The sequence below is a fragment of the Bradyrhizobium sp. KZN70725 genome (assembly GCF_055264925.1).
This window is the reverse complement of the sequence record NZ_JBUYWT010000050.1, coordinates 16,623-30,302: the sequence shown is the minus strand read 5'-3', so window position 1 is coordinate 30,302 and position 13,680 is coordinate 16,623. Positions and strand designations below refer to the sequence as shown.

The window sequence follows — 13,680 nt, the reverse complement described above, 5'->3', positions numbered from 1 at the left end:
CCAGCATCGCAAGACCAACGACAGAACGCTCTTCATCGGGGGACCAAATGGCTGACGGGGACGTCGAAAGGCTCGCCAAGATTATCTTGGGAGAAACGAGCGGATTGACCGCGAAGGGAACGGATAGACCAAAATCGTTGGAACGCCTCTGGTCGGTTGTCGCCAGCATCGCAGTGACCGCGCGCTGGAACGGACTTTTGGACCAAATGAAGACCGCTGGCGATATGGTTCCAGCCGACGAAGCGGCCAACTACACGGCGATGAAGACCGTTGCCGAAAAGATCTCACAAAACCGTTACGACGGTTCAGCCGCCTTGCCCAAGCAAGCAGCACTCTGGCAGATCGATCGAAACGGCGCTCCGTCGAGCGACATCGGCACACCGCCCGACTGGATCTACAAGAGCGGCACGACAGAGGGTCTCGAATTTCAGGATAGATCCGGCCTGACATACCGCCTCTATGGAATAAGCGAAGATGCTCGCGGCAAACTCGGCTTCACCTCCTCGTATAGCCTGACCGGACTGGCGCCGCGATCATGGAGCGTTCCAAGAGGCAGGAGGCTATTCGCGTGGGGCCTCGGTTCGATCGCTGCATTGATCTTCGTTTTCGGGGGCGTTTCGGCCATATGGTCGGGACAGAACGACGGCAACATGCGGACCCAACTGCGAAATCTCGATACCCAATACAGGTTGCTCGACAAGCTGGCCGACAATTGCGTCTCGGATGCAATTCTGCTTCCCAACTGGAAGCGGAGCGTCTGCAGCTTCCTCGATGTCGGCGGCAAATACGTAAAGCCGGCTGCGGTTTCAACCCCTCCAACGCCGCCGGCCGCGCCAGCGCAGGCAGCTCCTGTCCAGCCGAGCGTACCGTACGGACCGAAGGTCGGAACGGCTCTTGCCACGATCCGCAGCTGCCTCGACCACGGGCCTGCCGCTTTGGATACGAATGCGGCTGCACCGCCGAAAAAGCCGCCGGAAACAGACGGCACAGCCGCAACCGACGCGACACTGTCGTGCGAACTCGTCGTGCGTAGCGCGGTGGATGCCGGCATCATCGCGATCGCGCCGAATACGTCCTTTCTGTCCGGTGTCGCGAATGCGGTTCTCGGACTGCGCGACACGCCCGGTACGAGATCGATCATCGTGCAGTTTCTGGCCATGACGCTGGGTATCGCAGGGCTCGCCATCGCACTTGGCCTCGGTACCAAAGGACGCATCGTCGGCATCTGGATCGACGAACGCAACCGGGTATCGCTGGCGCGCGCGCAAGTGACCCTCTGGACCATCGTGGCGCTGGGCGGCTTCGCCACCGCGGCGCTCTTCAACGTGGGCCTCGGCGGACCAGGTACGTTCCCACAGATTCCGGCGTCTATCGCCGCCGCACTCGGGATCGCCTTTGCCTCGCCGATGATCTCGGCATTGATCCTGAACACGAAGGCATTCGGAATGGCCGGCTCTCCGTCCGATCTGATCACGACAATCGGTGGCAGGCCAAAAGACAGCAACGACCAGTCAGATCGTGCCTTGCCGAGGTCATCGAGTGATTCTTCCGCCGTCGAGGTCCGTTCGGACCCGACCAAGGCATCGCTCGCTGACGTTTTCGTCGGTGAGCACGTGTCCGACGTGGGGGATGTCGATATTTCCCGGCTGCAGAATGTTGTGCTCACCGTCACGCTGGTGCTTGGATACTTCGCGATGCTCGTCGAGCAGCTCCGCGGCGTCACGCCGGATGTGATGCTGACTGGAATTCAGAGCCTGCCCGACCCGGGAGGTGCCTTCACATCGGTACTTTTGATCAGCCATGCGGCTTACCTGGGGACGAAGGCTTACAAGGGAAGTGGCAAGGACGACACAGCCCACTAGTGTCGAGGGGAGATAGCAATGTCCGACTCGAATGCGGCAGCAATGATCGGCCTGGCTCTGACCGCGGCCGGTTTTGCCTTCGGCCTCTATCAGTATCGCATGAACAGCGAACGGGAGAACCTGACCCGCCAGCGCGAGCGCGCGTTAAAGGCATCCGACCAGACCAAGGAATTCTTTGAAGACGCGGACGTACGTTTCGTCATGCATGTGTTGGACCATGGCAACGCCAAATTCTGGAAGGAGGAAACGCTGAAGGGCCAGAACTTCGACGTGTGTGAGCTGCCCATAGCACTTGCCGTGCACTGGAAGCTGAAGCAGTCCGAGCAAACTGAACCTAAAATATTCACCGAGCGAAACCTCGCCGTCCGCTCCGCTTTCGACAACTTCCTGATCTGGTTGGAACGGATCGAGCATCTCATACGCTACGACGTGATCGGAGCCGTCGGTTTCCGCGACCTGTTCTCGTATTGGCTGGTCCTGCTCGGCGAAATTCCGCAACCCGGCGACAGAATCAATCATCTCTCCAATGAGGATCGTGCCGCGCTTTGGGAGTACATCCGAGCATATGAGTTCAATTCGGTCGTTCGCCTATTCGCCCGCTATGGCCGTGCGGCGCCGGTTGGACGGGACGGTTTCGTTCCTCGCGAGACGACACCAAAAGAGAACGCCTAGACACGCACGCCGTACATGCCTTTCATTTTCAGTCGAAACGCTTGTCTCAGGCGGATCGAGCCAAGCGGTCAAAAGCGCGAAGAATGAAAGGCCGAAGGCGGGCAGCGTTCGGGTTTGACGGCGATCGCCACCTTGTCGTCAGATCCGCGTAGCGTGCGATTGGCATCCGGTGCCGTCCGGAAATGGTTATAGCCAAGAGCAGCCGCGCCCTGCCACCGCGTCAATGCACCAAACGGCAGTGAAACAATCCATGCAGAGGTATGCTGGTAGTAGCTGGGGTCGAAGCAGTGCCGATGCTTGCGAGCCAATCAAAGGCGATCGAACCCGCAAAGCCCATGTTGTGGCAGCAACCTTCAATGAAGCTCAAAGGCTGACGGGCCGGTCGGGAACGGCAACTCGACATTGAGCGCCTTCTTGTTTCCGCTTTCTATGGCCAGACGGCGAAACTGCATTGCCGTGGATCGATTGCCAAGGCGCGCGGAGGCGATCGCCGCCGTGAAGGCGGCCTGCGATTTTACGTGACGCATCTTTGCAGAAGCAGGATTGGACGCTGGCACAGCATCGGCCCAGCCGAGCGCGCTTTTTGACAGCTCAAACGATTGATACCAGTCCTGCGTATCGAGCTTGATCTCTGCTGCACTTTTGATTGCCTGGGCGCGCTGGGCCGATGTGACACTCGAGAGATTCGAGTAGATCAGGAACGCGTTTGAGCGATCGGTGGGCAGAAGCGACTTATCCTCGGCGAAACGTAGGATATCTTTACCCGGAGAGAGCGCGAGATCGGCCACCACCTGATCGGCGACCTTGGCGATTGCGGCCGTTTGCAGTGCAGGCATCGTGGGATCGGCGTGCGGCAAATAGCGGAGTTGGGTGAACAGCTTGGTGATCGTCTGGGTCCCACCCTCGAGCTCCGTCGCCTTGAGTGTGAGGTTCGAATAGATCTCGTTGTGCAACTGCGCCAGAAACGCCGAGAACTCGACCGCCGACATGAGTGCAGCATGCGGCTGCCGGTCGGAAGGCTGTCCGGCCTTGAGATGGAAAACATCGGCAGCGATCCAGTTCGGGACGGTGCCATCTCCGGGGCACATGCCTGGAACGTAGTCTCCCTGGTAATCAGGTGCCTTGAATAGGATTTTACAAACCGTCTTCTGGTCCAAACCGGAAAAGTGCACCACCTTACCTTCGAAGGCGCGGTCCACGTCATAGGCCGCGACGTCGCACAGGAATGTCCGCGCCTCGCTCAGAAGGGCTGGCAATTCATTTGCGTTGAACTGTTCACGTTCCTGGCTGGACAGCTGGGCCGGCCAGCCAAGCAAACTCCAGGATCTAGGCTCAAACAGATCGATGTTGGCCTGGACGTCATTCTCGGTTCGGAATTCGAGATCGGTCTCCCAGCCGGGCCGCGAGAAACACGCCGTCGTGTTGACGACCGGCAGCAGCTGATAGGCGCTCGGATAGCGGATGCCGTATTTATTGAGATTGCGCGAGATGGTGTTCATATCGAGAGCAACGAGCGCGCGCCACAACGGTCCGTCGTTGGCCGGATCGACATAGAGTGTTTCGCCTCTCGAGAAGGACAGTACCGCTTTCGGGGCGCCGTAGTTCGGTGTCCCCGCAAAGACAAGCTTTTGAATCGGCATCCAGGCTTCAAATGTGTCGGTATCGGCCGGGCAATGTTCGCCGGCATAGCTATGTTCAAGCCAGTATTTGAGCACCAGTCCGCCCATGCTGTGGGCCAGAAAGACCACGGGGCGTCCTTTGACGATAGTCCGAACGTCATCCCGGCATAGCCAGCGCGAGAAGTCGCTCGCGCTACGAATATTCGATTGCCGCCAATCATAGGAGAACCGCAGCACATTCGCGGGTCCCATGATCATGCTGAGTTCAGCATAAGCCTTGCCGTAAATATCGATGTTCTTGAGCGGCGCGTAAAGCGTATCGAGCACCTTGGTGCTGACCGCTTCACCGTCCGTGTATTTGAAAGCGGGGTTATCCTGAATGAAGTCGCTTGCTGAGAACTTCCCCCAGAACATGACGTCACGGCCTGCAACGGTGCGTGAAAGGGCGGAGCCGAGAATGCCCGGGATGAAAATGAAGACCGGCATTGCGCTCTTCACGGCAGTCCCGACGATCGCCTGCTCCGCCGGCTTCAGGACATCCTTTGCACCATTCAACTCCGAGATGGAGGGCGGATTGATCCGAAACCCCATGCTAGCGGCCTGGGCGGCCTTGAGCGGCACCAGCGTCATAACGAGCGATGCGACAGCGATGCGGCGCAACCAATCGGCCCGGCAAACCATGTCCTGTACTCCTCCCCCACCAACAATCCCTGAGCAAGCCCCGCAACGACAACCAGTAACGTGAGGGCCGGAAAAGCGCCTGAACTTACATTGAAAATGAACCCGGGGTAACACAGCCGGTGGTGTATCCCGTGATCCACACATGCTGCCTCGCAGCCGTCGAGATCCCATCGGTTTAGCTTCAAACGCCAGGGATGATCATGATCTGGGGAAATCGTTCTTCGGCCACGAGAACTGAGAAGACGTTGAGCGGCGCTTGCCCCTGGCCAGACACCGCGAATAATTCGGTGACCTCAGCGTGCGAACGAGAGCACAACACCGAGCGCGACGAGCCACGCAAACCGAGCGGGTGTCCCTCCCCGCGCTTTTCACGGCGGTTTTCGCTCATCGTATCTACTCCAATCTCCGCATCGCGCGACGCCGGAGTCTCGGAAACCTGCCCCCTGGATTGCGAAGATCGGGCGCGGATAAATGCCCAGACGCCATCCTGTCCGTGCTCCCCTCCGATAGCCTGAGTCATGCAGCCACCGCCGCCGAGCTCAGAAATGCGATCCGTCGGCGTTACATTACTCCAATCTTTGATACAGCTGCAGGCCAGAAACGACGCCGCAAGGCAAGCTCGCACGTGCTGACATATTCGAGTGGGATTGGCTCGCCGCTCTTCTATTGCGCCGCTGGGCACGTGGGGCCCGTCTTTGGCGCAATATTCGTCGCTCCATCTTCCTCTGCGGCACAGCGGGTCGGATACTCTTTGACCACGCCGTCCTTAGTCCCGCAATGGATGACCTGCGGGCAGGGGGTCTTCTCTTGAGCGATCCTGATATGGGACAATCTCTCCGAGCGTTGATCAGCAGACGCAAAGCCAACGTTAAACATGCTTATGGCGAGAACCCAAGCCATTATAGGACGAATAAACATCGCGCTTTCTCCTTCAATAGCATACACAAACCAGAATGGACGCGCCTACCACGGGAACGGCCAAGGCATAGGCAAAGTTGCGTTTCGTGCGCCAGATGCCGCAAGCGCCTTCTTCTTGGAATCCACTTCGCCGACAATGGATGGTGCGGTTTGAGGCGTGATCAAATAGGAGAAGCCGAGATCCAGCGCTTTCTGCAGGTCGGAAGATGCAATCTCGTAGGCGTTCACACTGCCGGTGATCGATCCGCACAGCTGTATGTGCATTAATCCGTCAGTCGCTTTCTTTTGACTGACAATCGCAATTCCGGCACTCGTGAGCTCCTTGGCCATCTCGTCAAGCTTGATCCCGCTGCCCTCGGCACAAAGGATGGTTCCGTCATATTTGTAGACAACCGCAGTCTTCGAATCGAATATCCATAATCCAAACTTCGCTGGACCAACAAACCCTCGCCGGATCTTTTGCCAATCGGCTTCGCTGATCACGTAGGTGTTCGCCTGTCCCGTCGGAGCCCCGCACATTTGGATGATCTTGAATGGCAGCGGCTTCTTTTCTTGGCTAATCACATGGGCTCCAAGACTTTCCAGCACAGCCTTGTCTTGATCGAGAGTACGAGCCTGGCCCAGGTTGCATTGCAGACTACCATCGGGGCGATAGACGCGAAGATCGGCAGCAGCTGCACCATTAGCCGCTGCAAGGACCAGAATTGCACCACATGCACCAATTATCTTTGTTGAGATCATGTTGCCCTCATCCGCAAAGAAGATCCTGATTAAATGGAACGATCACGGCCTCCTTAGCCACGCATGCCTATGAACGAGTATGGAGGGCGCGTAGTGATGGGATGCTAATTCGTGATCAACAGCGTCCGTCGTTCTTCTTGCCGACGTGCTTCTTCTGCCGCTCGCAATCATTGTTGTATGTTTTTCCGTCACAACCGCAAACGGGAATGAGCGCTTTCGTACGCGACTGTGGGCAGAACTGACCGACCTTGACGCATACGCCCGATGCATCAGCAAAGCCACATTGGCCAGGCGTTGGATCGCACCAAAATCCCCGGTCACATTTGATGCCGCCGAATCCGCCGCACGCTTCACCCACTTTTGCAGCTTGTGAGGAAACCGGAGCAACAAATGCCGCGGCAAGAAACAATGTGAGGGAAAGTACAATCTTCAGGCACATCTTTACGCTCCATGCAATCTACTTCACCCACCCGCTTATACGCGGGCAGCGCTGATCAATTCGGTCGTGAGGCGCGAGAAGATCCGAGACGACGTTTGCCTAACGCTAATGACGGTCTCGAATAGGTAAAAGCATCTTTTTCAAAAGGGTAGCAGAACAGTACAACACCACCTGCGGTTTGTCATTGCATTTTTCATCTTCCTGGCAAATTTCGCTAGGCCGCAGGTCGGCAGCTTACTTTGGACTGACCGACATCTACGACAGCTCACTGCTGTCTCATCTCAAGGACAGACCAAGCTCACAATTGAGATCGGTGCAGGCAGAGCGCCCTCACGTGGCTCAGTAGGTTACCAATGCGGTATACCTGCGCTTTGGACTCACAAGATTAGGCAAAAATGCGAATCTGATTATCAGAAGCAGGAATAATGCACTTCTGCTGTGTTGGCGGCCGCAAGTCACCCGTTAATGGTGCACGCAAATCGATCCTCGCTCCTCCCTTCGATGATGTTCGTTGCCCGGCTTGGCACCACTTATTGCGGGGCTCCTCGCCCTGCTCGATCGGGGTCTCGATTTCGCCCGTTTGGGAAACGCCCATCACAGAGATCTGACGCCCGGCAGACCGCGCCCGGACATTCGGATTTGACCAAGCTGTGAATGTACAAAACGGACGGTTTGGGCTTGAATAAGTTATAGGCAATAAGATTATTGGTACGGAGGCATCCATGCGCTACCTTCAGTTCATCATTGCGATCGCGGTTTCCGTCCTGGCCAGCTTAGGATCGTCTTCGACCGCCGATGCCCGAAATCGTGCGGAATACGTGCTTCCCGGCATACAAGACACCTATTGTCTGCAAGGGCGTGCCTGGGGATATCCGGGTACGTGCCAGTTCTCGACCTATGGCCAGTGCATGGCCACAGCATCGGGTACGGGTGGCTATTGCCATCTCAATCCAGTTTACGCCTTCGAGCAACACCGATGGCAACCTCGCTAGCGGACCAAGGTCGCCAATAGTCGACAAATCGAGGGCCAGGTCAGGCCATCAGTTCGGCTCGCCCGAGACCGCGAAGCGGGTCTTCCGACGGCGACGAGCATGGGACAAGCCTTTGTTCGAGCGGCAGGCATTTAATCAGCTCTAACCCTTAAGCCTCGCGCTGCATCTCAGGTCGACGCGGAGCTTTCGTGCTCATGCTTTGCAAGATCGAAACTGGACGCCGATCCCTGCAGCAGGCTTCCGATTTCGGGAGACTACCTGCTCTCGTTCACAAGAGGCCGGAGCGCCGTCAAGGCTTCTCCAAGGCTGGCGCGACTTTCGGGACTACCTAGGACGATACGAATGGCCTGAGGGGAACTCGCTTCATCGAGCGCGAACATGCTTCCGGACCGAACCAACACTCCGGCCTCGGCTGCTGCGGTGACGAAGCTCTGCTGCGTCCATCTGTGCGGAAGCGCCAACCACATGTGGAGTGATTCCGGCTTGGTCAGGTAGGTCGCATGAATGAACGATCTTGCGGCCATTTCCTGCCGCGCGACCGCCTCTCGGCGTACGGCGAGCAGCACTTTCTCAGCGGTGCCATCGGCAATCCAGCTTTGAGCGACCAAAGCAGACAGGGGCGTGACATGCCATGTCGAGGTGGTCTGAAAGAGATTAAACGCGCTTGTGGCCGCCTCAATGGACGGCATCAACAGATAGGCAATCTTCAAGCCGGGCCCAATGCACTTTGCCAGGCCCGCAGCGTACCAGGTGACGTCAGGCGCTAGCGCGCTGATCGGGGGCGGCGCTTCCGGTGGAAGGAGTCCATAGACGTCATCCTCAATGATCACGACGCCATATCGTCTGGCGACCTCCGCGAGCGCAAGCCGTCGTTCATGCGACATGGTGATGGTGGTCGGGTTATGCAGTGTCGGCGTAAGGAATAGCGCTTTGGGATTGAGCTTTCTGCACGCATCCTCGAACGCCTCCGGCGCCGCGCCGTCGTCATCCATCGCGATTCCCTTGACGGAAATGTTCAAGAAGCCGGCAATCCGCCGCAACCCGTAATAGCTCAGGTTCTCCGTCAGCAGCACATTGCCGCTTCCAACCACATTTGCCAATGTGATCAGGAGACCACTTTGAGTTCCATTCGTGACGATGATCCGGTCAATCGACGGCGCAGCTCCGAAGCGCTTGGCTAACCAAGCCGCTCCAGCTTGACGATCGGACTCCGTGCCCCGAAAGCGATGATACCTCAACAGCGTGGCGACGTCGCTTCGTTCAGATATCTCAAGCAGCGTTCTCGACAGCTCCGCCCCCATCCACTCTGGAGTCGGCGGAGTGGTTCTTATAAGGCTGATTGGCTCCCTACGCTGAGGATTGCCAGGGATATTCATTTTTCCGGTTCCAGTTGGAGTAAGCGGCGCAATGAGACAACGGTAAAGTTTCCGGTTCCATTCACGATCTCGCCCCTCCTGGTTGTCTTCGCAATTGCCTCAAAACCGAATTGGAGCGTCACACTGAACCGCTAGGCCGCGCCCGGTGATGAAGCGCACTAAGCGACTCTCGACGGCAAATATGGCCGAAGAGATCTCTCACGGCCTCACACGGCGATGAGCGGCCTTCTCTCGCCCGCTCACGTCACTCAGCAACAAGCCAGATCCAATTGTCTCCTCCTCTCGCAAAGAGTCCGTCGCCGTCTATTCTCGAGGCGGAGCGAACTGCTGCTAGGCAGCGTTGATCCATTGCGATGATTCATTTGGTTTGACATGACACCGGCCGAACGTGATCGTTCTTTGTTGTTCTCACACGCCCCGTCGCCCCCTCATCCAATCCCATAGATGAAGCAACTGCCAGCTCAATCAACCACCAGCGTGGGTAGTTGATTGCGACGAGAGCTATTTGCACACTGAGATGACGAGAGGCCTTGGCTTTGCAACAACTGTGAAGCAACTCTGCCGTCGCGAAAGCGCTTTAGCAAACCAGGACGCTCTTCATGTGTCGCGGCCGGTCGACAAGCGGCGGACCAGTTACGAAAACCGCTCGGAGACGCCGGTTCGGCCGCGCACATCCAAGCACCGTGGCTGTTTCAAATTGCGTCCAGGACAGCATCGCAGGACCTGCGGCGGATTGATCCAGGCGGGCGCTTCTCGGTCCATAGAGCCGAACGGAGGTGAGAGATGGGCAGTCAACCGGCGGACTCGCACTCATCCTACACTGGGCTTGCTGATGCGTATGATAGTTATCGGCCGCATTACCCCGACGATATAGTCAGCTTCGTTGCCGAGCGCGTGAGACAGGCTGCGCCTTGCGCTTTGTCTGTGCTCGATATCGGCAGTGGCACAGGAATCTTTACCAGACAACTGGCGACGCTATTGCCCCAATCTACGACCATCGTTGCGCTCGAACCGAACGCCGATATGCGCCGGAAAGCCATCTCCCAATCCCTGGGCAACTCGAACATCAACCACATGCCAGGCAGCGCGGAACGGCTTCCAGCCGAAAGCGGAACCATTGCACTGGTAACGGCGGCGAGTGCCGCGACGTGGTTTGATCGGCCCAAGTTTTATGCTGAGGCAAACCGGGTCCTGATCCCATCAGGCCTTATCGCGGTGCTCATGATCCGACGGGATCTTGATCGAAGCGAGCTGCTTCAAGAGTACGAGCGCTACCACGAGAAGTATATTCCTGGCTTCGTGACCGGTTGCTTTGAGGGCAGCGACGGACGCTATGCACCCGCCAATTTCGTGCATGAGCTCAAATCATCGCCGTTGTTTCGTAAGGTCCGGCATTTCGCGCTCTATTGGGACGACTTCTTGACATGGGAACAGTTCCGGGGACTGAGCTTATCCCGCAGCGACACCAAGAAGATCGTTGGGAGAAACGGCCTTGAAGACACGATGAGATGGCACCGCTTGCTCTTTGAGCGACATGCTTCGATGGATGGAACGGTCGCATTTCCGTGGTCAGCGGAGGTGACGATCGCCCTACCCGTCGCGCAATAGCGCGTCAGGCCCCAACGCGCCGCTCTTGTGGTTGGCGGCCGGACCCAACAATCGCGAATCTCAACCGCTCAAGGTCGCGCTATACCGGTGCCGCTTACGGAGGTTCTGTTGCTCAATCACCCGCGACAGAGCTGCGAAAGCCTAAGCCACGATTGCGACCGAACGAACAGGCGTATTTCCCTTGGATTTTCGATTGGTTCGCTCGGTAATAAATTTGGCAAGCTGAATGCGCAGCAAACTCCCTCGTTCGACCATTGCCGCAAGCGGGTCAAGTTAAACGATGTGGCGTGGCAGCGCCGTCCCTAGCACGAGCAGGATTTCAATTCAGATTCGACAGCGAGGGTTTCGGCATGAAGTGCGAGAATGGCCTGCGCGGCAGCGCGGGCTCCCTTCGCGCCGACGAAAAAGAAATGCCCTCCGATCGCCTCTCGCGACAGCCGTTGCGGCAGCGAGAGAACCAGCGAGCGGACTTTATCTAGGCTTTCACGAGCGCATGAGGCGGCGCGGGCCGCGATCACGTTGGCATTGAAGAAAGACCAGTTGGCCTGATCGGTTAACAGGTGGTGCCTATCACTCGATGCGGTTGGAATGATGGCTGCGCATAGCGGAGAACCTTGAAATTCCATGGCCAACACATCATTCGACGCATCTGATAGGGAGTGTTGCATCCGCCCATTGCGCCAGCGGAGAGCTTCACCATGCAGATTTAGAGGTGAATTACCAACGAACTGTTTTAGATATACCCCCGGCGGAATGATCGATTTCCCCTCGATGTGCTCCTGCTCCGATAGAGCAGCCAGCCAACAGCGATTGACGGGCGTAAGACCGTCGCTATCTGATAGGCCGATGAAGGATCGGAAGCCCTGTCTCGAAAGGGGAGTTTGCTCAAGATTTACCGGCGAGAGACCCGGAAGGGGTGGCGTTGCCGCCAAGCTTACGAATGCCTCTATCTTGATGCCTCTTATAGAGGCCGTAGCCGCCAGACGTGAAATAAATCGACCGGCCATACTCCAGCCGACGACCACAACACGCGGCTTCAGCTCCCATGCTTGCAGCTTTGCCTCTACCAGATCGATCAAGACATCGGACCAGGTTGTCACGTCCAGCCCGGAAACAGGAGCGTTGAACAGAGGATGTTCAATGGGAGGCGATGGCACAACCAAATTGTACCCCGACAGATTGAGCCAGTGGCCGAGAAAATCCTTGGGATCGCCGTCAGGATAACCGTACGAAATCCGTCCCAAATGACCACCGCCGGTCAGAAAGAGCACCAAGGCGCACTCTTTTCTCCCCTGGCGGCTCCATTCGACGTAGGGAACGGCGCGGGCTATCCCATATCGTTCGTCCGGATAAAGGCCTACGCTACCCATCCCTTCAGTTTGCTCGCCAGGCTCAAACATTCATTTGGCCCCGAGAAGCTTCCGAGCGTGCGATGCCATTGCTTCGAGACCCGCTTCGGGCGGCTTCTGGAGCGTGATGACAGAGCGCATACCGTCCACGATGCCCTTGGTCACTTTTGCCGCGTTCTCTCCTGGAAACGCGTACCAACCCTGAAGAATGGATAGCTGATCGAGGCTGGCCTTGTAGTTTGCATTCTTTGCAAAGTGGTCGGAGAGTTCTCTCGAATCGCGGGTGGCGAAGTCGTTCGCCGGCAGCCATCCTGATTTGAGCGCTACAATCTTCTGCCCTGCGGGTCCGCTCGCAAACTTCATGAACTCCCATGCCAGTTTCTGTTGCTCGGGTTTTGTCGCAAACATCATTGCGATCGACCCGGCCGCTGGAAGAGACCCGTTACGCGCCATCAGCGGAAACCTGCCGACAGCCATCTTGAATTTGTTCCTGCTGTCCTCTTCAAAACGCAGCAGATTTGAGTTGGAGTCGAAAATGATGCCGACCTTGCCGGCGGCAAACAAAGCGCGAGCCTGGTCTTTCGACATGTCAACGGACGCTTGTCCGGATTCACCGATCCGCTTGATGATCTCCAGGGCCTTTAGACCCTCCGGGCCATCGAATGTTATCTTGCTTTCATCAGGGCTCATCATCGCTGCATTTTGACTGAAGAGCAGAGCGTCCCAGAAAAAATCCTCGCTATCGTACTGAAAAATAAGTCCGACATTCCCCTCGCCCAGCTTCGTGATACTGGAACCGAGTCCGATGATCTCGTCCCAACTCGTCGGCAGGTGAGCAGGATCGCCGCCCGCTCTGGCGAGCAGGTCGAGATTGTAGAAGACGACAGGCTCCGCGACGCCGAAGCCCAGCGCGTAGGTATCGCCCTTTGAGGCGCCGATTTTTGTGACCGCCGGAGCAAACACTTTTTGGCTGTCACTCGTGTCGGCATTCAGGAAGCGGTTGAGCGGAACGGCGAGGTTTCGATCGGTATAGATCCGCAGACGATTGGCGCCCTGAAACGACACGTCCGGCAAGGAGCCTGTCAGCGAAGCGCGCAGAGTTGCCTGAACGAGATCGTCATAGCCTCTGTTCGAATTATCCAGTTCGACTTTGACGCCGGGATGCTCTCTCTCAAACGTTCTCGCGAGTTCGACCCACATCGCGTTGAGGTCGGAGGAGGCCGCAGTTACCCTTAACGTTCTGCCGTCCTCTGCGTTTGCCGGGCTCGCGATCGCTCCAACAAGCGCTGCGGCGACGGAGGCAACGGCCATCATTTTCATCGAGATCCACATCTGTCTTGCTCCATTTTGGCAATATTCTGTATGCCTCCCCGCAGCGGATCGTGTGGACGCGCTAGAACTGGGAGGCGGAGTTAGGCGCAGC

11 protein-coding genes are annotated in these 13,680 nt (G+C 57.3%); 4 read left to right on the top strand and 7 right to left on the bottom strand.

Annotated elements, in window-relative coordinates:
• Nucleotides 1-47: 47 nt before the first annotated feature.
• Both ACZBJS_RS32725 and ACZBJS_RS32720 read left to right on the top strand, forming a co-directional pair.
• Complete coding sequence (locus tag ACZBJS_RS32725) at nucleotides 48-1,862, top strand: hypothetical protein (protein WP_463439770.1); 1,815 nt, start codon at nucleotides 48-50, stop codon at nucleotides 1,860-1,862.
• Nucleotides 1,863-1,880: 18 nt separating this feature from the next.
• A complete protein-coding gene (locus ACZBJS_RS32720; RefSeq protein WP_463439769.1) occupies nucleotides 1,881-2,534 on the top strand; it encodes a hypothetical protein in 654 nt (217 codons plus the stop codon).
• Nucleotides 2,535-2,887: 353 nt separating this feature from the next.
• Here ACZBJS_RS32720 and ACZBJS_RS32715 read toward each other — a convergent pair whose 3' ends face one another.
• From ACZBJS_RS32715 to ACZBJS_RS32700, 4 genes are all read right to left on the bottom strand, one after another.
• The gene (locus ACZBJS_RS32715) at nucleotides 2,888-4,834 is read right to left on the bottom strand and encodes an esterase/lipase family protein (protein ID WP_463439768.1); all 1,947 of its coding nucleotides are present in this window, start codon (nucleotides 4,832-4,834) and stop codon (nucleotides 2,888-2,890) included.
• 181 nt (nucleotides 4,835-5,015) lie between these two features.
• Nucleotides 5,016-5,222: a hypothetical protein gene (locus tag ACZBJS_RS32710; RefSeq protein ID WP_463439767.1), complete on the bottom strand. Its 207-nt coding sequence runs from the start codon at nucleotides 5,220-5,222 to the stop codon at nucleotides 5,016-5,018.
• A 575-nt stretch (nucleotides 5,223-5,797) separates the two neighbouring features.
• Nucleotides 5,798-6,493 (bottom strand): hypothetical protein, encoded by a 696-nt coding sequence (locus ACZBJS_RS32705; protein WP_463439766.1) that lies wholly within the window; start codon nucleotides 6,491-6,493, stop codon nucleotides 5,798-5,800.
• A 115-nt stretch (nucleotides 6,494-6,608) separates the two neighbouring features.
• Nucleotides 6,609-6,932: a Kazal-type serine protease inhibitor family protein gene (locus ACZBJS_RS32700; RefSeq protein WP_463439765.1), complete on the bottom strand. Its 324-nt coding sequence runs from the start codon at nucleotides 6,930-6,932 to the stop codon at nucleotides 6,609-6,611.
• 722 nt (nucleotides 6,933-7,654) lie between these two features.
• Here ACZBJS_RS32700 and ACZBJS_RS32695 point away from each other — a divergent pair.
• Nucleotides 7,655-7,924 carry a DUF3551 domain-containing protein gene (locus tag ACZBJS_RS32695; protein ID WP_463439764.1) on the top strand — a complete coding sequence of 90 codons (270 nt, stop codon included), beginning with the start codon at nucleotides 7,655-7,657 and terminating at the stop codon, nucleotides 7,922-7,924.
• A 254-nt stretch (nucleotides 7,925-8,178) separates the two neighbouring features.
• Here ACZBJS_RS32695 and ACZBJS_RS32690 read toward each other — a convergent pair whose 3' ends face one another.
• A complete protein-coding gene (locus ACZBJS_RS32690) occupies nucleotides 8,179-9,300 on the bottom strand; it encodes an aminotransferase-like domain-containing protein (protein WP_463439763.1) in 1,122 nt (373 codons plus the stop codon).
• Nucleotides 9,301-10,083: 783 nt separating this feature from the next.
• Between ACZBJS_RS32690 and ACZBJS_RS32685 the strand changes: the two genes are divergently transcribed.
• On the top strand, nucleotides 10,084-10,908 hold the full coding sequence (locus tag ACZBJS_RS32685; RefSeq protein WP_463439762.1) for a class I SAM-dependent methyltransferase: 825 nt from the start codon (nucleotides 10,084-10,086) through the stop codon (nucleotides 10,906-10,908).
• Between the two features lie 302 nt (nucleotides 10,909-11,210).
• On the opposite strand, the gene ACZBJS_RS32680 is transcribed toward ACZBJS_RS32685, so the two are convergent.
• Complete coding sequence (locus ACZBJS_RS32680) at nucleotides 11,211-12,308, bottom strand: hypothetical protein (protein WP_463439761.1); 1,098 nt, start codon at nucleotides 12,306-12,308, stop codon at nucleotides 11,211-11,213.
• Nucleotides 12,309-13,589 carry an extracellular solute-binding protein gene (locus ACZBJS_RS32675; RefSeq protein ID WP_463439760.1) on the bottom strand — a complete coding sequence of 427 codons (1,281 nt, stop codon included), beginning with the start codon at nucleotides 13,587-13,589 and terminating at the stop codon, nucleotides 12,309-12,311. It abuts the gene before it with no gap.
• Nucleotides 13,590-13,680: the final 91 nt, after the last annotated feature.